At 59.8% G+C, this 19,249-nt stretch carries 19 protein-coding genes; 10 read left to right on the top strand and 9 right to left on the bottom strand.

Going from position 1 to position 19,249, the window contains the following annotated elements:
* Nucleotides 1-24 precede the first annotated feature (24 nt).
* The 5 genes from AC2FFD_RS00325 to AC2FFD_RS00305 form a co-directional block, all read right to left on the bottom strand.
* Complete coding sequence (locus AC2FFD_RS00325) at nucleotides 25-1,074, bottom strand: HesA/MoeB/ThiF family protein (RefSeq protein ID WP_496871358.1); 1,050 nt, start codon at nucleotides 1,072-1,074, stop codon at nucleotides 25-27.
* Nucleotides 1,074-1,529, bottom strand: coding sequence for a dUTP diphosphatase (gene dut / locus AC2FFD_RS00320; protein WP_171641698.1), 456 nt, complete (start codon nucleotides 1,527-1,529; stop codon nucleotides 1,074-1,076). The genes AC2FFD_RS00325 and dut overlap by 1 nt, the downstream gene beginning before the upstream one ends.
* Before the next feature lie 15 nt (nucleotides 1,530-1,544).
* Entirely contained in the window at nucleotides 1,545-2,741 is a 1,197-nt protein-coding gene (gene coaBC, locus AC2FFD_RS00315) for a bifunctional phosphopantothenoylcysteine decarboxylase/phosphopantothenate--cysteine ligase CoaBC (protein ID WP_496871356.1), read from the bottom strand.
* 63 nt (nucleotides 2,742-2,804) lie between these two features.
* A complete protein-coding gene (locus AC2FFD_RS00310; RefSeq protein WP_425078914.1) occupies nucleotides 2,805-3,629 on the bottom strand; it encodes a ChaN family lipoprotein in 825 nt (274 codons plus the stop codon).
* The gene (locus tag AC2FFD_RS00305) at nucleotides 3,626-4,504 is read right to left on the bottom strand and encodes an RNA polymerase factor sigma-32 (RefSeq protein ID WP_170346408.1); all 879 of its coding nucleotides are present in this window, start codon (nucleotides 4,502-4,504) and stop codon (nucleotides 3,626-3,628) included. The genes AC2FFD_RS00310 and AC2FFD_RS00305 overlap by 4 nt, the downstream gene beginning before the upstream one ends.
* 99 nt (nucleotides 4,505-4,603) lie before the next feature.
* Between AC2FFD_RS00305 and cobU the strand changes: the two genes are divergently transcribed.
* From cobU to AC2FFD_RS00285, 4 genes are read left to right on the top strand one after another with little or no spacing between them, the layout of a single operon-like run.
* Nucleotides 4,604-5,125 (top strand): bifunctional adenosylcobinamide kinase/adenosylcobinamide-phosphate guanylyltransferase, encoded by a 522-nt coding sequence (gene cobU, locus AC2FFD_RS00300; RefSeq protein WP_425078915.1) that lies wholly within the window; start codon nucleotides 4,604-4,606, stop codon nucleotides 5,123-5,125.
* Nucleotides 5,122-5,700, top strand: coding sequence for a histidine phosphatase family protein (locus AC2FFD_RS00295; protein WP_425078916.1), 579 nt, complete (start codon nucleotides 5,122-5,124; stop codon nucleotides 5,698-5,700). The genes cobU and AC2FFD_RS00295 overlap by 4 nt, the downstream gene beginning before the upstream one ends.
* A gap of 58 nt (nucleotides 5,701-5,758) precedes the next feature.
* Nucleotides 5,759-6,640: a glutathione S-transferase gene (locus AC2FFD_RS00290; RefSeq protein ID WP_496871353.1), complete on the top strand. Its 882-nt coding sequence runs from the start codon at nucleotides 5,759-5,761 to the stop codon at nucleotides 6,638-6,640.
* A 47-nt stretch (nucleotides 6,641-6,687) separates the two neighbouring features.
* Complete coding sequence (locus AC2FFD_RS00285) at nucleotides 6,688-8,202, top strand: YifB family Mg chelatase-like AAA ATPase (RefSeq protein ID WP_496871351.1); 1,515 nt, start codon at nucleotides 6,688-6,690, stop codon at nucleotides 8,200-8,202.
* Here AC2FFD_RS00285 and gshB read toward each other — a convergent pair.
* The 3 genes from gshB to rsmI all read right to left on the bottom strand — a co-directional run bounded on the left by gshB (nucleotide 8,199) and on the right by rsmI (nucleotide 10,423).
* A complete protein-coding gene (gene gshB, locus AC2FFD_RS00280; RefSeq protein ID WP_257599971.1) occupies nucleotides 8,199-9,131 on the bottom strand; it encodes a glutathione synthase in 933 nt (310 codons plus the stop codon). The genes AC2FFD_RS00285 and gshB overlap by 4 nt on opposite strands.
* Before the next feature lie 61 nt (nucleotides 9,132-9,192).
* Complete coding sequence (locus AC2FFD_RS00275) at nucleotides 9,193-9,564, bottom strand: YraN family protein (protein WP_170346402.1); 372 nt, start codon at nucleotides 9,562-9,564, stop codon at nucleotides 9,193-9,195.
* 1 nt (nucleotide 9,565) lies between these two features.
* The gene (gene rsmI, locus AC2FFD_RS00270; protein WP_496871349.1) at nucleotides 9,566-10,423 is read right to left on the bottom strand and encodes a 16S rRNA (cytidine(1402)-2'-O)-methyltransferase; all 858 of its coding nucleotides are present in this window, start codon (nucleotides 10,421-10,423) and stop codon (nucleotides 9,566-9,568) included.
* Nucleotides 10,424-10,511: 88 nt separating this feature from the next.
* Between rsmI and AC2FFD_RS00265 the strand changes: the two genes are divergently transcribed.
* The 3 genes from AC2FFD_RS00265 to murJ are packed head-to-tail and all read left to right on the top strand — an operon-like array spanning nucleotide 10,512 to nucleotide 15,989.
* On the top strand, nucleotides 10,512-11,672 hold the full coding sequence (locus tag AC2FFD_RS00265) for a penicillin-binding protein activator (RefSeq protein WP_170346400.1): 1,161 nt from the start codon (nucleotides 10,512-10,514) through the stop codon (nucleotides 11,670-11,672).
* Entirely contained in the window at nucleotides 11,632-14,451 is a 2,820-nt protein-coding gene (locus AC2FFD_RS00260; RefSeq protein WP_496871346.1) for a [protein-PII] uridylyltransferase, read from the top strand. The genes AC2FFD_RS00265 and AC2FFD_RS00260 overlap by 41 nt, the downstream gene beginning before the upstream one ends.
* Complete coding sequence (gene murJ / locus AC2FFD_RS00255) at nucleotides 14,448-15,989, top strand: murein biosynthesis integral membrane protein MurJ (protein ID WP_496871345.1); 1,542 nt, start codon at nucleotides 14,448-14,450, stop codon at nucleotides 15,987-15,989. Before AC2FFD_RS00260 ends, murJ begins: the two co-directional genes overlap by 4 nt.
* Here murJ and AC2FFD_RS00250 read toward each other — a convergent pair whose 3' ends face one another.
* Nucleotides 15,990-16,676, bottom strand: coding sequence for a rhomboid family intramembrane serine protease (locus tag AC2FFD_RS00250; RefSeq protein WP_496871344.1), 687 nt, complete (start codon nucleotides 16,674-16,676; stop codon nucleotides 15,990-15,992).
* Nucleotides 16,677-16,762: 86 nt separating this feature from the next.
* Between AC2FFD_RS00250 and trpS the strand changes: the two genes are divergently transcribed.
* The 3 genes from trpS to AC2FFD_RS00235 all read left to right on the top strand — a co-directional run bounded on the left by trpS (nucleotide 16,763) and on the right by AC2FFD_RS00235 (nucleotide 19,247).
* Nucleotides 16,763-17,791, top strand: coding sequence for a tryptophan--tRNA ligase (gene trpS / locus AC2FFD_RS00245; protein WP_170346397.1), 1,029 nt, complete (start codon nucleotides 16,763-16,765; stop codon nucleotides 17,789-17,791).
* Nucleotides 17,792-17,850: 59 nt separating this feature from the next.
* The gene (locus AC2FFD_RS00240) at nucleotides 17,851-18,714 is read left to right on the top strand and encodes a branched-chain amino acid aminotransferase (protein WP_171616791.1); all 864 of its coding nucleotides are present in this window, start codon (nucleotides 17,851-17,853) and stop codon (nucleotides 18,712-18,714) included.
* Nucleotides 18,715-18,791: 77 nt separating this feature from the next.
* A complete protein-coding gene (locus AC2FFD_RS00235) occupies nucleotides 18,792-19,247 on the top strand; it encodes a universal stress protein (RefSeq protein ID WP_170346395.1) in 456 nt (151 codons plus the stop codon).
* The last annotated feature ends 2 nt before the right edge of the window (nucleotides 19,248-19,249 follow it).

Below are 19,249 nucleotides of genomic sequence, written 5' to 3'. Positions count from 1 at the left end.
ACACCCTACCCATGTGAAGAAAGGTTAATCGTTTCTCATGCCACAAACAGGGCAATCGTCCCGGCGGGTCAGAACAATCTTGCGGCTTTCGCCATACAGCGCGTCATAGATCAGCATCTCGCCGCGCAGCGCCATGCCGGCGCCCGTTATTACCTTGATCGCCTCGACCGCCATCATCGACCCAACCACGCCCGGCAGCGGGCCGATCACTCCGGCCTCGGAACAGGAAGGGGCCAGACCGGGGGCCGGGGCCTCTGGGAAGATACACTGATAGCAGGGGCTGCCATTGGCCGGGTCAAACACACTCAGTTGACCTTCCCACTGTGACAAAGCCCCCGATATCAGCGGTTTGCCCAGCGCGACGGCGGTTCGGTTGGCCAGATACCGGGTCTCGAAATTGTCGGTCCCGTCAAGGATCAGATCGAAATCTGCAAACAGATCGGTGGCGATTTCCTCGCTCAAACGGCGGTGATAGGGCAGAACAACGACGTTCGGGTTCTGCGCCTGCATCGCCTGCTGGGCCGAGAAGACCTTGGGCATTTCAATATCCGCATCGCGGTGAATGACCTGTCGTTGCAGGTTGGCATTCTCGACGACGTCATCGTCGATGATACCGATCGTGCCGACGCCTGCTGCCGCCAGATATTGCAGCGCAGGGGCACCCAGACCACCAGCGCCGATCACCAGAACGCGGGCTTTTTTTAGCTTTTTCTGACCAGGTCCACCCAGTTCACGCAAAACGATGTGGCGGGCATAGCGGTCCAGCTCGGTCTCGGTAAATCGGTCCGAGGGCATATTGGGCTCCGGGTCCGCAGATGAAACTGCACGGTTGCGCAAGGCTTTGAGTACTCTGCCATACAGCAAAGCCAGCGCCGCGAAACCCACGAGGATCAGCCAAAGCGCCGCAGACCCACCCGTTGCTTCGCGAAGAGGGTGCCCATCCGGCAAGATCAGATGGGACAGTATGACGCCGGCCAGCAACACACTCACGGAAACCATGCGCGCTTTTTTCGACGTGCCGGCGATATAACCAACACCCCAAAGCCCCGCAGCCAGGATGAAAACCAACAGCATCAGCCGCGCCCGGTCGAGCCGAAACCGCCAGCCCCGCGATCGGTTTCGCCCAGCGCCTGAGCCAGTTCAAACCTGGCCTGCACAACCGGCGCGACCACAAGCTGCGCGATACGATCGCCGTGGGCGATCTCGAACCGTTCCTGGCCCGCATTCATCACGATCACGCCCAACGGCCCACGATAGTCGCTGTCGATGGTGCCCGGCGTGTTGGGCAGTGTAATCCCATGCTTCAACGCAAGGCCCGAGCGGGGCCGAACCTGAACCTCATACCCTTGCGGGATTTCAATACGCAGGCCGGTCGGCACCAGCGCCCGCTGACCGGGGTCCAGCGTAATCGGCGCGCCGCCGGGCAGATTGGCACGCACGTCCGCGCCGGCCGCCCCCGAGGTTTCGTAAGAGGGAAGCGCCACGGCGGGGTCTGCCCCGTCTTCGCGGATCACCCGGATTGCAACCATGCCCTTGCCTTTCCTTCAGCCTGCCAACGCGTCCGAAATCTTCGCCGCCAATCGCCGGGCAACTTCGTCTTTGCCCATGCGGGGCCATTCCTCGGCCCCGTTGTCCGAAATCAGGATGACCGCATTTTCTGACCCGCCCATAATGCCTGTTGCAGGGCTTACATCGTTGGCGACGATCCAGTCGCAGCCTTTGCGCAGGCGCTTGGCCGTGGCGTGTTCGACCACATTGTCGGTCTCGGCCGCAAAACCGACAACCAACGGCGGACGGTTCGCTTCCATCCTGGAAACACGTTTCAGAATGTCCGGGTTTTCGGCGAATTCCAGTACCGGCAGGCCATCGCGGCTTTTCTTCAGCTTCTTGTCCGATACGCTGGCGACACGCCAATCCGCGACCGCAGCCGCGAATATTCCGGCGTCGACGGGCAGAGCCGCATCAACCGCATCAGACATCTGTTGCGCGGTTTCGACAGGTACGACCCGCACGCCCGCCGGGGGCGGCACATCTGCCGGGCCGGTCACAAAGGTCACCTCGGCCCCCAATTCCGCCAGCGCCCGCGCCACGGCCGCACCCTGAGCCCCGGACGACCGGTTGGCGATATACCGGACCGGATCTATCGGTTCATGCGTCGGGCCGGACGTCACCAGCACTCGCCTGCCCGCCAAAGGCCCCGCAGACAACTGAGCCTCAACTGCCGCAACAATTTCCATCGGCTCGGACATGCGCCCCGGGCCGTATTCACCACAGGCCATGTCGCCTTCGTTCGGGCCCACAAAGCGCACGCCATCCGCTTGCAACTGCTTCAGGTTTCGCTGTGTTGCCGGGTGGGTCCACATCCGCACATTCATCGCGGGCGCACACAGAACGGGCGTGTCCGTGGCCATCAGAAGGGTCGAGGCCAGATCGTTGGCCAGCCCTGCGGCCATCTTGCCCATCAGATCCGCCGTTGCGGGGGCCACAACGATCAGATCCGCAGAGCGGGACAGTTGAATATGCCCCATCTCGGCCTCATCGGTGAGGTCAAACAGATCGCGAAAGCCTTTTTCACCTGCCAGAGCCGATACGGACAGCGGCGTCACGAACTCTTCCGCGGCGCGCGTCAATACAGGGGTCACGTCCGCGCCACGCTCGCGCAACCTGCGGATCAGGTCCAGCGACTTGTAGGCCGCGATTCCGCCACCGATAATCAGCAGAATGCGTTTGGATGACAGCATGTTCAGCCCTTCCTGTCCCGGTCGGCCCCGACATTAGGCAAGGCCCGCAGGTAGTTCCAGCGATTAATTCTGAACCTGAAAGGCCGCACAGGGGTCTTCGCGCTCGGCTGTAGGGCTGTCAATCACGATATCGAATTCTCCTTCGATCGCTCCATCTTCGGATTGTCCGACGGCCACGACTTTCCAACCTGGCTTGAGGCGCGCAAGATAGGTCGGTATGCCCCGATCCTTTCGCGCATGACCGTTTCCGGTGATCACGGCAACCGGACCCCCGGTTTCGTCCATCGCACGCACAACCGCACGGGCCAGCACAGCATCGCGCAGGCGCTGGATCGCAACCATCTGGGGCAAAATTTCAGCCGGAAGCGCATCGCAATGCGCCGCCAACTGGTCGGCCTCGCGCGCGGCCTGTTCTTCGGGCGAGAGAGGCACCGTCAGGCCATAACGCGCCGCGTCTGCACCCAACGCCGTGGCGGCCCCGCGTTCCATCGCGGCACGCGCGGCAGCACGCGGAACCATGGCCCCGTAAACCGGCGCGCCTGACGCCTCGAACACCGGATAATACATGCTGAGCGGAGGCCAGCCACTTTCAGCCCATTTCAGAATGCGGCTCAGCTCCTCTGGGTTGGACACAGCTTTCTGCGCGAGCCTTTGCGCGCCCTCTTCGGTGACCATCTCCCAGACGACGGCCGAGGGTGAAACAGCCTCGAGAGCTTCGGCCTGCACCAGATGATGCGTCGGGTTGTCGTGAACTTCTCCCAATATCACGACATCAGCATCCCGCATCACGGACATAGCATCAGCAGGAACAAGTCTTTCTGCCAGTCCCGGTCGCGTTGTCGCAACCGTAAGACCAAGAACACACGCAAGAATCGCAAACTGTTTCATGCGAGGAAGTGTTGCACCTCGCGCGACTGGGCTTCAAGGTTCTTGCGCATCTTCGCAAAGGCTGCGGCCTCAAGCTGTCGCACACGTTCTTTGGACAGGCCCAGCTCTGTTCCAAGGCTTTCCAGGGTTCGAGCGGGGTCTCGCAGCTTGCGCTCGCGCACAATGAAACGCTCGCGATCATTCAAGGCACTCATCGCCGTCAACAACCACTTGCGCAATTGTTCGGTATCGTGGCTGTGCTCAACGGCCTCGGCTGCCTGTTCGCGGTCATCTTCCAGGGCATCGATCCACTCGCGCCCATCCTCATCAGCGGACTGAACCGCATTCAGCGAAAAATCAGAGCCGGACAGGCGGCCTTCCATCATCTCAACGTCGCGCAGCGGCACGCCGATTTCCGTGGCGATCATCTGATGCAACTGATGACGGTCCAGTTCCTGACCTTCGGTGGCGGCTTCGCGTTCCAGCCGGGCCTGCACGCGGCGCATATTGAAGAACAGCGATTTCTGAGATGAGGTTGACCCGGTCCGAACCATGGACCAGTTCCGCATCACGTAATCCTGAATGCTTGCCTTGATCCACCAAACGGCATAGGTCGAAAAACGCACGCCGCGATCCGGATCGAACTTGTCCGCGGCCTTCATAAGGCCAAGGCCCGCTTCCTGAATGAGATCATTCATCGGCGCGCCATAGCGCTTGAACTTGGCCGCCATCGAAATCGCCAGACGCATGTAGGCGGTGATCAGACGGTGCAACGCCTTTTCATCACGCTCATCACGCCAGGCATAAGCCAGTTTCAGTTCAGTTTCCGCATCCAGCAGCTCGGCCTTCATTGCTTGCCGGGACATCGAAAAGTCCGTCGCATTATCCAGTGCCATAAACCTCTCCCCTGTTTGCAGGTACTGGTCAGACTTGCCTTGCCGACCTATGACCTTTACGCAAAACAGCACCAATCGGATCAACTATAGGTAAGTATTGTGTCGCCGGATTTAACCTTGGTTCTGGGCGGGGCCGCGTCGGGCAAGTCGGTTTTCGCCGAAGAACTGGTTGTTTCTCGGGGGAAAAGCCAAGTTTACCTTGCGACATCACAAGTGTTTGATGACGAGATGCGCCAGAAGGTCGAGCGCCATCTCGCGCAACGCGGCGACGGTTGGACCACGATTGAAGAGCCCTTCGATCCGGGGCCGGTTCTGGCCACGTTGTCGCCCGATCAGATTTGCCTGATTGACTGCGCCACCATGTGGCTGAGCAACCACCTGTTGGCCGAAACCGATCTGGAAGCCGCACAAACCGCCCTGCTTGAAGCATTGCGCGCATGCCCGGCGCAAATCGTGATGGTCTCGAACGAAGTTGGCCACGGCATTGTCCCGGACAACGCCCTGGCCCGGCGGTTTCGCGAAGCCCAGGGGCGGCTGAACATCGCGCTTGCAGCGCAGGCCGATCTGGTGGTGCAGATCACCGCCGGGTTGCCTTTGGTTCTGAAAGGACAATTGCCGTGACGCGTCTTCACCTTGTCCGACACGGGCCGACACATGCGAAAACCATGGTCGGCTGGTCCGACCTGCCCGCTGACCTGAGCGATACAGCCGCACTGAACCGACTGCACGACCATTTGCCGCCCGAGGCGCTTGTGATCTCGTCCGATCTGTCACGGGCAGTTGACACGGCAACGGCCATCCAAGGCCAACGTCAACGTCTTCCTCATCACCCGGGCTTGCGGGAAATCCATTTTGGTCGCTGGGAGTTGCGCGGATTTGCCGAAATCGAAGCAGAAGACCCGGAACTGGCCTTTGCCTATTGGGACAACCCCGGCGATGTCCGCCCGCCGCAAGGTGAAAGCTGGAACGAGGTCCGCAATCGGGTCGACGCGGTGATCGACACGCTTGTTTCAGCACATTCAGGCCGCGATCTGGTCATCGTTGCGCATTTCGGCGTTATCCTCACCCAGGTACAGCGCGCCCTTGATCTGGATGGACAACAGACTTTTTCACACCGAGTCGACAACCTGTCGGTGACGGATATCCTGATCGACGCAGGTAGGTGGTCCGTCGGTACAATCAATCACCTTCCGTGAACAGACCCCGCACAAATCACTGTTTTACCGGGCTGTGAACCTGCGGCATCGTCTGCGTATGACGTATGATTTGTATATCGGCGACCGCCTCTTCTCCAGCTGGTCAATGCGTGGCTGGCTGATGCTTGAGAAATTCAACCTGCCCCATAGAAGCCACATGATTGGCCTGTATTCGGGCACCATGACACAGGATATGGCTCCCCTGGCTCCGGCTCGACTTGTGCCCGCCCTGCGCCTGCCGGAAGGAACTGTGGTCGGCGAAAGCCTGGCCATGGCTGAAACCCTGGCCGAGCACCACCCTGATGCCGGGTTGTGGCCATCAGATCCCGCCGCCCGGGCAACCGCCCGCTGGCTGTGCGCCGAGATGGTGGCAGGGTTCGGTGCCCTACGAGGCGAATGCCCGATGCAATTGCTGCATGTCTGGCAGGGTTTCGACCCATCGGATGAAACACTGGCAAATCTGGCTCGTATCGAAACACTCTGGGACCATGCGCGCACAGTGTCCGGTGCGGAACAAGGCCCGTTGTTTGGCACGTATTCGCTGGCGGACGTGTTTTACACACCTGTCGCAGCGCGGATCATCGGATATGGACTGCCAGTTTCAAGGGCCAACCGAACCTATTGCCTGGACCAGTTGTCAGACCCCGCCGTCAGACAATGGCGCGCAATGGGCCTGACCGTCAGATACGACCCTTTTCCCTATCGTCAGGACTTGCCGTCCAAGCCCTGGCCGATCGGAGGGGTTTCAACCGCCAAGCCGGTCTCCGGCCCGTCAATCAACCAAGTTTGCCCCTATTCCGGCAAACCCGTCGTGGAGTTTCTGGAGTTGGACGGCAAATGCTGGGGCTTCTGCAATCCGTTCTGCCGCGACAAAACCGTTGCAGATCCCGACGCGTGGCCCAAATTCGCTGCCTTGCGCGCAACCGTTAACGACTCTTAAACCACAACCATGGCAGCAACGTCCTGTTAACCAAGAACAGGACTGCCATGGTTGCCCGCGCCCACACTGTTGCCTTTCAAGGGGTCGAAGCCCGCCCGGTCGAGGTTCAATGTGCCGTATCGCCCGGCTTGCCGGCCTTTTCCATCGTGGGCCTTCCCGACAAGGCCGTATCCGAAGCCCGCGACCGTGTCCGCAGCGCGCTGAGTGCGATGGCCATCGCCCTGCCCTCGAAACGAATTACGATCAACCTGTCTCCTGCGGATCTGCCCAAGGAAGGCAGCCACTTCGACCTGCCCATCGCGGTCGCGCTGTTGTCTGCGCTCGAAATCATCCCGGCCGATGCCGCCGAAGGAACGGTTGCACTGGGAGAGTTGTCGCTTGATGGCTCTTTGGTGCCTGTTGTCGGCGCCCTGCCCGCGGCCATGACGGCAGCGTCCGAGGATCGCATGTTGCTATGTCCCAAAGCCTCCAGCGCCGAAGCGGCATGGGTCGACGCCACTCAGGTCATCGGCGCGGATTCCCTTGGTGATGTCGTCCGCCATTTCTCGGGACAGTGCCCTTTGCCGGCGGCACAACCCGGCGAGGTGAATCTGACGCCCAGCGTGCGGGATCTGCGCGATGTAAAGGGACAGGAACGCGCCAAGCGCGCCCTGGAAATCGCGGCAGCCGGACGTCACCATCTGATCATGATCGGTACGCCGGGATCGGGCAAATCCATGCTGGCTGCACGGCTTCCGGGCATCTTGCCTCCGCTCACGGCGGTCGAAGCGTTGGAAACTTCGATGATCCAGTCCCTGTGCGGGTTGCTGGACGAAGGCGGCATCAACCGCACCCGTCCTTTTCGGGAACCGCATCATACGGCGTCGATGGCAGCCATTGTCGGCGGCGGCAAAGGCGCCAAACCCGGTGAAATCTCACTGGCGCATAACGGCGTGCTGTTCATGGATGAGTTCCCCGAATTTCCGCGTACGGTTCTGGAAACCCTGCGCCAGCCAATTGAATCCGGCGAAGTCATGGTGGCGCGGGCCAATGCCCATGTGAAATACCCCTGCCGTTTCATGCTGGTGGCCGCTGCGAACCCATGCAAATGCGGCTACCTGACGGATCCCTCACGAGCTTGCTCTCGCGCACCCGGCTGCGGCGAGGACTATCTGAACCGTATCTCGGGGCCCCTGATGGATAGGTTCGACCTGCGGATCGAAGTTCCGCCTGTGGGCTTCACCGATCTTGATCTGCCCCCATCCGGCGACAGCTCGGCGACAGTTGCCGCGCGGGTTGAAAACGCCCGCGCCCTTCAGGCAGAGCGGTTTCGGGGAATGCCAAACCTGCGCCAGAATTCCGACGCCGAAGGCAAGGTTCTGGAACAGATCGCAACACCTGACGCCGAAGGAAAAGCGGTGTTGCTGAAAGCAGCCGATCAGTTCGGGTTATCGGCACGTGCCTTTCACCGCATCCTGAGGGTGGCGCGGACGATCGCCGACCTGGACGGTTCAGCCGACATCCGCAGACCACATGTGGCAGAGGCGCTGAGCTTTCGCATCAGCGCCCGGGTCATGGCTTAGACCTTGGCTTCAATCGCCTGCCAGATCTTCTCGGCGATGTTCACGCCGTCGAACCGTTCCAGCTCTTGAATACCGGTGGGCGAGGTCACGTTGATCTCGGTCAGGTAGTCGCCAATGATGTCGATCCCGACAAAAATCTGACCTTTTTCTTTCAGCAGCGGCCCGATGGCGGCGCAGATCTCCAGATCACGCTGTGACATACCGATCTTTTCCGGGCGACCGCCCACATGCATGTTTGAGCGCGTTTCGCCCGCGGCCGGCACCCGGTTGATCGCGCCGACAGGTTCGCCATCCACCAGGATCACCCGCTTGTCGCCATTGCTGACATCCGGCAGGAATTTCTGCACGATCAGAGGCTCGCGCGAGAACCCCGTGAACAGCTCGTGCAGAGAGGTCAGGTTGCGGTCATTGGCGTCCAGGCGGAACACGCCCGCGCCGCCATTGCCATAAAGCGGCTTGAGGATGATGTCGCCGTGCTTTTCCTTGAACGCCTTGATCGTTTTTATGTCACGGGCAATCGTTGTCGGCGGGGTCAGGTCGGGAAAATCCAGAACCAGCAGCTTTTCAGGATAGTTCCGAACCCAGAACGGGTCGTTGACCACCAGCGTTTGCCCTTTCAGGCGGTCCAGCAGATGGGTCGACGTGATGTAATGCATGTCAAAGGGTGGATCCTGACGCAGCCAGACCACGTCGAAATCCGCCAGGTCAACTTCACGTTCGGGGCTCAGAACCGCCGGATCGCCGGCAACCCGCTGTACGGTCATGTCATGGCCGCGCGCCGTGATACGACCTTCCTGATAGGCCAGCTGATCCGGCCCATAGAAAAACAACGAATGACCGCGCGCCTGCGCCTCTTCCGCCAGACGGAATGAGCTGTCGGCGTTGATGTCCACGGCCCCGATCGGGTCCATTTGAAAGGCGATTTTCATGGCGTGTCCCTCAGTTTCACGCAAGATACATGGCCCAGCAGGCCTGAGGGTTCAATGGGGCTTAGGCGTGACCGAAGGCGTTTTCGATGATTTGAACCGCGCCAGTGCCATCTACAAGTGCCGCGTCAAAACGGACATCTGTCAGCTGTCCACCCGGTTCGTTTTCCAGATATTGCGCGGCTGAAGCACAGATTCGGTCAATTTGTCTTTGACTGATCCGGGCCGCAGCCTTTTCGAAACTGGAGCTTTTCTTGACCTCGATGAACACAAGCCCGTCACCGTCCCGCGCAATCAGATCGATTTCGCCACCGGCGCCCCGCCACCGGCGATGCGCAATGGCAAAGCCCCGGCGCTCGTAGTCCGTGGCGACCCGAAGTTCAGCCGACTGCCCCGCCTGATGGGAAACCAAGCCCTGAATTGCACGCCGCCCCATGTCATCCCTTTCCCAGTTTCAGAGCTTTCTGGTAGATCGGACGGCGCGGCAGATCATACATTTCTGAAACAAGATCCGCTGCGTCCCGAACCGAGTGGGTTTCCAAAGCTCGCTTCAAAGCCTCTTCTACGTCGGCTTCGTTAACACTTTGCGAATGGCTGCGGTCTACCAGCAGAACAATCTCACCCTTCACCGGTTTTTCCTGAATATCAGTTGCCAGATCGGCAAGGCTTCCACGGCGGATTTCTTCGAACTTTTTCGTCAGTTCACGACACAAAGCCGCCTGACGGTCTGCCCCCAGGCATTCGGCAAGATCTGCAAGACTGGCCGAGACGCGTTTCGGGGATTCATAGAACACCAAGGTGCCTGGTATGTTTTTCAACGCCTCAATCCGGGTCCGGCGTGCGCCCGATGCATTGGGCAAGAAACCTGCGAAAAAGAATGAATCCGTAGGCAGACCCGCCAGGGTCAGCGCTGTTATGGCGGCGGATGCCCCGGGTGCACAGGTCACCATATGCCCGGCTTCGGCCGCCTGCTTGCCCAGATCATATCCCGGATCAGCGATCAGTGGCATACCCGCCTCGGATGCATAGGCGACCGATTGCCCCTGTGCCAGGGCATCCATAAGTCTGCCACGCGCCCCGGCGCCGCTGTGATCATGGTAGGTCTGGATATGCCGACCCTCCAGCGGGATACCATGGATTTCCATCAACCGCCGCAGGCTCCGGGTGTCCTCCGCCGCTATCACATCGGCCGATGCCAGAACATCCAACGCCCTGAGCGTAATATCGCGCGCGGCTCCGATCGGAGTGGCAACAAAATACAGGCCCGCAGCCAATCTGATCTTTTGGAAATTCAAAGCTGGACCCTCACAGCGTGACGTTTATTATCGCGGCGCAACAGAACAGAAGCAATCACAGCCGCCGGATCAGGGAGTTTTCATTTAGATGTTTACCGTTTGCAAGCCCGTAAGCAAGCTGGCGAAAGCCGCCATTGCCCTGACGACAGCAGCATTTCTGGCCGCTTGTGAACCCGGCGGCGTTGGGGGTGGCCCTTCGATCGACACGTCGAACCCTGTTCCGGTTGCTTTGCTGGTTCCCCGCTCGGGCGACGCCGCGCTGGCGCAGAGCCTTGAGAATGCGGCCCGTATGGCGATGTCCGATCTGCCCAACGTCAAAATCGACCTGCGTGTTTACGATACCGCAGGAAACCCGACCACGGCGACGGCGGTGGCCCAGCAGGCCGTTGCCGAAGGGGCCAAGATCATCGTCGGCCCTGTCTACGCCCAGGCGGCAAACGCTGCCGGACTGGCGGTGCTGAACAAAAACGTCAATGTTCTTTCGTTCTCGAACAACACCAGCATTGCGGGTGGCAACGTATTCGTGCTTGGGCCGACCTTTGAAAACACCGCCAACCGGCTGGTCAGTTTCGCAGGCCGGCAAGGCAAAGCAAACATGGTTATCGTGCACAGCAATGATGCTGCGGGGCAAGTGGGACAATCTGCCATCGCCAATGCTCTGGCAAACAGCCGCGTCAACAATGCCGGAACCGTCGGATATGACCGGTCGCAACAGGGTGTCATCAACTCGGTTCCCACCATCAAGGCCACCGTCGATTCGACAGGGGCGGACTCGATTTTCATGACGGCCACGACTGCGGGTGCCTTGCCGCTTTTCTCGCAATTGCTGCCTGAGGCAGGCGTTTCACCCGCGACGACACAATTCATCGGCCTGACCCGTTGGGATATCCCCCCGCAGACGCTGGAACTGCCGGGCGTGCAGGGGGGGTGGTTTGCCCTGCCCGACCCATCCAAGGCACAAGCCTATCGTCAACGGTACAACGCGACGTATGGCGAAGCGCCTCACCCGATCAGCGGTCTGGCCTATGACGGCATAGCGGCGATCGGTGCTTTGGTCAGTCAGGGCAAGTCCAATGCCCTGACCGGTGCTGCCTTAACTCAGAATGCCGGTTTCCAGGGCGTTGGCGGTATCTTCCGCCTGCGTCCAAACGGCACCAACGAACGCGGCCTTGCCGTAGCGACGATTCAGAATAAACAGGTGGTTGTGATTGACCCTGCCCCGCAAAGCTTCTCTGGTGCCGGTTTCTGAGCGATCGGGCGAGACCATGGCGCCGGATGGCGCGCTGATTTGCCCTGCCGAAAACATCTTTGACAGCGTCAGCGTCAATGATGCGCTGGCCGAGGTGTTCGAGACCTGCTCTGACAACAGCAAAATGCGCTCTGAAACAGTGCGCATTCTGCGCGACGCTCAGAAAGCGGGTCGCAAAGCCATTGCCGATGCCTTCAGCGAGCGTCCGTTCGACGCGCGCGCGCTGACCCGTTCCTATACCTACCTGACGGACCAGCTGGTCGGAACCGCGATGCTGGTCTCCAGCACGCGCCTGCATCCGATTGCGACACCAACTCAGGGTGAAAAGATCGCTGTTCTGGCCGTTGGCGGGTACGGGCGCGGTGAAATGGCGCCGTCCTCCGATGTCGATCTGCTGTTTCTGACCCCTTACAAAATCACCGCCTGGGCCGAGAGCGTCATCGAATCGATGCTTTATATCCTTTGGGATCTCAGGCTCAAGGTCGGGCATTCCTCGCGCACGATCAAAGACTGCCTTCGGCTGGGCACCGAGGATTTCACGATCCGTACCGCAATGCTTGAACAACGCTATCTGGCGGGCGACAAGGCGCTGGCCGACGAGCTTGAGCGACGGCTGAAAACCGAGCTGTTCAAGGGAACCGAACGGGAATTCATCGAAGCCAAGCTGAATGAACGCGATGAACGGCACCTGAAACAAGGGGAGCGATACAAGGTCGAACCCAACGTGAAAGAAGGCAAAGGGGGGTTGCGCGACCTCCAATCCCTCTACTGGATTGCAAAGTACATCTATGGCGTTCAGGACGTGGCCGAACTTGTGCCTTTGGGTCTGTTCACCCCGGAAGAGTTCAAGACCTTCGTTCAGGCCGAAGAATTTCTTTGGGCCGTTCGTTCGCATTTGCATCTGGTGACAGGCCGCGCCACCGAACAGCTGACCTTTGACATGCAGGTCGAGGTCGCAGCGCGCATGGGCTATGAGGATCGAGCCGGTCGCCGTGCGGTCGAAGTATTCATGCAACGCTATTTCCGCGAAGCCACACGTGTGGGCGAGTTGACGCGGATTTTTCTGACAAAGCTTGAGGCGCTGCACGTGAAAGGCGCGCCATTGCTGGAGCGCATTTTCCGCAGACGCCGGCGGGTCAAAGCCGGATACAAGGTTGTTCACGGCCGTCTGGACGTAGCAGACCCTGACAAGTTTCTGTCCGACAAAGTGAACCTTCTGCGCCTGTTCGAAGAAGGCTTGCGAACAGGAATGCTGATCCATCCGGATGCCATGCGTCTGGTGGCGGCAAATCTGCATCTGATCGACGACGAAATGCGCAACGACAAAGAGGCGCGGCGCATCTTTCTGGACTTGATGCTGAAACACGGAAATCCGGAACGGGCTTTGCGGCGGATGAACGAACTGGGTGTGCTGTCCGCCTTCCTGCCCGAGTTCGAGCCCATCGTGGCAATGATGCAGTTCAACATGTACCACAGCTATACGGTGGACGAGCATACCATCCAGTGCATCGTGAACCTGGCCCAGATCGAACGCGGAGAGTTGATTGAATCCCTGCCTCTTGCATCGTCGATTCTGCAAGGTGGGGTCAATCGCAAGGTGCTGTATGTCGCCCTGTTGCTGCATGATATCGCGAAGGGGCGACCCGAAGATCACTCGATCCTTGGGGCACAGATCGCACGCAAGGTCGCGCCACGATTGGGTCTGAACAAAGCGGATTCGGAGACGGTGGAATGGCTGGTGCGCTATCATCTGCTCATGTCCGACATGGCACAGAAACGTGACATTTCAGACCCCCGCACAGTGCGTGATTTTGCCAAAGCAGTCCAAACAGTCAAACGGCTGGACCTGTTGACCGTTCTGACCGTCTGCGACATTCGCGGCGTGGGGCCGAATACCTGGAACAACTGGAAAGCCACGCTGCTGCGTGCCCTTCACGCTGAAACCAAGCGCGCGCTGGAAACCGGGATGGAGGACCTCAACCGCGCCAATCGCGGGGCCGAGGCAAAAAAAGCCCTGCGCGCCGAACTTGCAGCCTGGTCCAAGGCCGACCTCAAATCCGAGACGGGGCGCCACTACGACCCGTATTGGCAGGGTCTCAATCTGGCTACACATGTCGAGTTTGCGAACATGCTGCGCGCGCTGGAACAAAGCGGCGACCCCGGCGCGATGGAGATCCGCCTGCAACCGGACGAGGATCGCGACGCAACCCGAGCCTGTTTTGCGATGGGCGATCACCCCGGTATTTTTGCGCGCATAGCCGGCGCGCTGGCCCTGGTCGGCGCGAATGTCGTGGATGCGCGCAGCTATACCACCAAAGACGGCTATGTCACCGATGCCTTCTGGATTCAGGACGCCGAAGGGCACCCGTTTGAAGCCTCGCGCCTGCCACGTCTGACGCAGATGATCCACAAGACACTGCGCGGCGAAGTCGTTGCGAAGGAGGCGTTGAAATCCCGCGACAAGATCAAGAAACGCGAGCGTGCCTTCAACGTCCCGACGCATATTACCTTCGACAATGACGGTTCTGAAATTTACACGATCATCGAAGTGGACACCCGCGACCGGCCGGGCCTGCTGTTTGATCTGACCCGCACCCTCGCCGCAGCCAATGTTTACATCGCCAATGCGGTGATCGCGACCTATGGCGAACAGGTGGTCGATACGTTTTACGTCAAGGATATGTTCGGCTTGAAGTACCATTCGGAAAGCAAGCAACGTGGGCTCGAGGCCAAGCTGCGCAAGGCGATCACCGATGGCGCCGAGCGTGCTGCGTCATGAAGCAAATACGCTTGGTCTCGGGCCTGTTCACGGTCGGTTTCTGGACGCTGGCCAGTCGAATACTGGGGTTTTTGCGGGAAATTCTGTTGACCGCCTTCATCGGCCCCGGGCCGGTGATGGATGCTTTCGTGGCGGCCTTTCGCCTGCCGAACATGTTCCGCCGATTTTTTGCCGAAGGCGCGTTTAACGCAGCCTTTGTGCCCATGTTCTCGAAACGGCTGGAAGCGGATGAGAATCCACAGGGCTTCGCGCAGGATGCGTTCAACCTGCTGGCCGTGGCCGTTCTGGCGCTGGTCGGGCTGGCCATGGTCTTCATGCCCGGCCTGGTGTGGCTGACAGCCGAAGGGTTTTATGGCGATGAACGGTTCGATCTGGCCGTGGACTATGGCTATGTCGTGTTCCCGTATATCCTTTTCATGTCCTTGGCGGCCCTGTTCTCGGGCGTATTGAACGCAACCGGCAGGTTCGCCGCGGCCGCAGCGGCACCTGTTTTGCTGAACATCTTTGCCTGCACCGCGCTGATTGCCGGGGCCTTCTCGGGCGGTGAGGTGATACGATGGCTGATCTCGGTCATTCCGGTCGCCGGCGTCGCGCAGCTGGTACTGGTCTGGGTAGCGACCGAGCGTGCCGGTATCCGCATACGCCCCGGCCTGCCCCACCTGACGCCCGAGATGCGCCGGATGGTTCGCATCGCGGTTCCGGCCGCCTTGGCCATGGGGGTTACTCAGGTCAATCTGGTGGTCGGGCAACTGGTGGCGTCCAAAACTGAAAAAGCCGTGAGTTGGCTGTTTGCCGCGGATCGCCTGTACCAACTGCCTTTGGGTGTGGTCGGAATCGCCATTGGCATTGTCCTGCTGCCCGACCTGTCCCGCCGTCTGCGCGCCGACGACAAGGAAGGAGCCCGCAACGCGTTTTCCCGCGCCGGGGAATTCATGCTGCTGTTGACGCTGCCCTCGACCGTGGCGTTCCTGATCATCCCGAACCCGCTGGTTTCGGTGCTGTTCGAACGGGGACAGTTCAGCCCCGAGGATACCGCTGCGACAGCGCTGGCGGTCGCGATCTATGGCATCGGTCTGCCTGCATTCATGCTGCAAAAATTGCTGCAACCACTTTTCTTTGCACGCGAGGATACGCGTTCCCCGTTCCGATATGCGGTGGTCGCAATGGTGGTGAACGCGGCACTGGCGTTTGGCCTGTTTCCGCTGGTGGGCTGGATCGCCCCTGCGATTGCCGCGTCAACTGCCGGCTGGGCCATGGTTGTTCTTTTGGCGATCGGCGCACGCCGCATGGGCGAAGAAGCGCGTTTCGATGACCGTTTCAGGGCACGTGCGGGCCGGATCGTTCTGGCCTCGGTCGGGATGGGCGCGGTCTTGTTTGCAGCGACCCACTTTTATGGTTGGACGCTGGACATTCCCGGCTGGCGCTATCTTGCGCTGTTGACCCTGATCGTGGTCGCCGCCGTCTCGTATTTCTGCCTGGGTCATGTCCTGGGCGCGTTCAAACTGTCAGAGTTCAAACGCGCCTTGCGCTGGTCCTGATCAATCACGGCGGATGCGCTCGACGATCCGGGCCCAGGCCCCCGGCGCCACCAAAAACGACATGCCAAAGCCGGTGGCAAACCCGCCCAGATCAGCAACCCATTCCGCGTTGCCGCCGAAGATCAGACCAAACAGGAACTGAATGCCCATAAGAACGGCGATCAGTTGGAACGCCCTTGCCTGATTTGCCCCCACAAGCGACAGTTTGCGCCACAACAACCACGTGAATGCTCCGATCAGCCCGTAAACAGGTGGGAACCCTCCGATCAGGGGATAGCGAGGATCAAGGAGAACGGCATAGGTCAACGCACCGCCAATCCCCGAGACGACGAAGATCAGCAGCATGGGAAAGCCCCCGAATACCTCTCCGACCATCTTGCCCATCGCCAACACAAAGACACAGACAAAAACCGCCTGCGTGAAATTGGCGGATACAAAGGGATAAGTCACGAACCGGATCACATGGTCGAACGGCCAACGCCCGTTCAGCATCATCCAGTCGAAAATATCCGCCGAGAAGGCATAATGCTGTATCGCGTCCAGGCGCCAGCCGACTGCCGCTGGACCCCCGACCAGCCCCCGCGCGCCCAACGTGAAGACAAGCTCAATGCCGATGATGAACAGAACCAGCGCCACCACGACCGGTGGCAGGGGGTTCACAGGCGGTGTGTAATGATCGCTGCTCATTGGGCTGGCCTTTCGCGGCTGTTGACGTCCCTTTGCCTCATGGGTAAGCGACGGAGGCTAGTTTTTCCAGATGGGAGTTCCCTTTGATGACCGAGACCCATTTCACGCCGCGCGTGTTTTCCGGCGCACAGCCTTCGGGCAACCTGCACCTCGGCAATTATCTCGGTGCGCTTCGGAACTGGGTTAGAATGCAAAGCGAGGAGTTTGAAACCATCTATTGCATGGTCGATCTTCATGCAATCACGGTCTGGCAAGATCCAATCGAGTTGCAGCATGCAACGCGGGAGCTTTGTGCCGGTTACATCGCTTCTGGACTAAACCCCGAAAAATCGATTTTGTTCAATCAAAGCCAAGTGCCGGAACACGCGCAACTGGCTTGGATATTCAACTGTGTTGCGCGTATGGGTTGGATGCAGCGCATGACCCAGTGGAAGGACAAGGCGGGCAAGAACCAGCAGAACGCTTCGCTTGGCTTGTTTGCCTATCCTGCCCTGATGGCAGCCGACATTCTGATCTATCACGCAACCCACGTGCCGGTCGGGGAAGACCAGAAACAGCATCTTGAGCTGACCCGCGACATCGCCATCAAGTTCAACAATGATTTCGGCGTCGATTTCTTCCCCGTCACCGAGCCGGTGATCGAAGGTGCGGCCACACGGGTCATGAGCCTGAGGGACGGATCCAAGAAGATGTCGAAATCCGATCCATCGGATATGAGCCGGATCAACCTGACGGATGACGCCGAAGCGATTGCCAAGAAAATCCGCAAAGCCAAGACCGACCCCGATGCTCTGCCGTCAGAAGCCGAAGGGCTGGAGGACCGCCCCGAGGCGCGTAACTTGGTCAATATCTACGCGGCCCTGAGCGATCAAAGCATCGAGCAGGTTCTGGCCGATGTTGGCGGCAAGCAGTTCGGTGACTTCAAACCGATGCTGGCCGATCTGGCAGTGGCGAAACTGGCCCCGATTTCGACCGAAATGTCACGTCTGATGGGGGATCAGGCCGAGATCGACCGGATTCTGGCCCGCGGTGCCGAGCGCGCCCGCGAGATCGCGGCTCCGATCCTGCAAAAGACCTACGAAATCGTGGGCATGGTCGGCGCTGGATCACGCTGATTGCGCTGGACCTTCGCCTGACGCCCTCCTAGGGTTTGCCTGAATCAAAGGAGGGCGTCATGGCAACCGGCACGAACATCCGGACCTATTTTCAAGGCCAATGGCATGAGGGGGACGCACCCATCATGCGCGCGGCGGATCATGGCGCCTGGCTGGGATCTTCGGTCTTTGACGGCGCGCGGTATTTTGACGGGGTGGCCCCGGATCTGGAGGCCCATTGCGCGCGGGTGAACCGCTCAGCCGAAGCCTTGATGCTGACGCCGACCATGACGACCGAACAGATGGTCGAGTTGGTACGCGAAGGGTTGCAGGCCTACAGCCCGGACACAGCCGTTTACATCCGCCCGATGTATTGGGGTATCGATGGTGACAGCACGGCCATAGTTCCGCAGGAAAACAGCACAGGTTTTGCAATCTGCCTGGAAGAAATCCCAATGGCCCCCGAAACCGCGTCGGTCACTCTGTCGACCACGCGCTTCCGCCGCCCGGTTCTGGAAAGCGCGGTCGTAAACGCCAAGGCCGGGTGCCTTTACCCCAACAACGCCCGCATGCTGCAAGAGGCGCGCTCGAAAGGCTTTTCCAACGCCCTGGTGGCCGATGCGATGGGGCATGTGGCGGAAACGGCGACGGCCAACATCTTTATGGTGAAGGACGGCGAAGTCTTTACACCGATCCCGAACGGAACCTTCCTGGCCGGCATTACCCGAGCACGGCATATCAAAAACCTGCGCGCGGATGGTGTAAAGGTCCACGAAACGGTTCTGAGCTTCGAGGATTTCCACGAGGCCGACGAGGTCTTCATGTCCGGCAACATGAGCAAGGTCACACCGGTAACTGCGCTGGAGGACACGCAATTTCAGGTGGGTCCTGTTGCTCGCCGTGCCCGCGCGCTCTATTGGGATTGGGCTGCAAGTGAACGCTAGCGCAATGCCCCAGGCTTGCCCGAGTTGCCAGCGCGCGATCGGTCGGGCATGATCCCGGAAACCTAAAGAGGATACCCATGCGTAAGTTCCTAGTCGTTCTGGATGACAGCCGCGAATGCCTGAACGCGATGCGGTTTGCCGCGATGCGGGCCGCCCATACCGGAGGTGGTGTGACGGTCCTTTCTGTCATCCCGCCTGACGAATTCAATCACTGGATCGGGGTGGCCGAAACCATGCGTGAAGAGGCCCGCGAACGTATCCACGCGCATTTCGAAGTGTTTGCCAAATGGATGCGGGACAAACAGAACGTGGAACCTGAACTGGCCATTCGCGAAGGTGATCCCGTGCCAGAGATCATCGAACATGTTCAGTCCGATCCCGAGATTGGCGTTCTTGTTCTCGGGGCGGGGACCGGCAAGAAAGGCCCTGGTCCGTTGGTGACTCAACTGACAAAGAACTCGGGTAGCCTGCCGATTCCGATCACGATCGTTCCGGGCAATCTGAGCAAAGAGAAACTGGAAGAAATTACCTGAGG

Source organism: Ruegeria sp. YTSC002, assembly GCF_059609845.1.
This window is presented reverse-complemented; position numbering and strand designations above follow the sequence as displayed.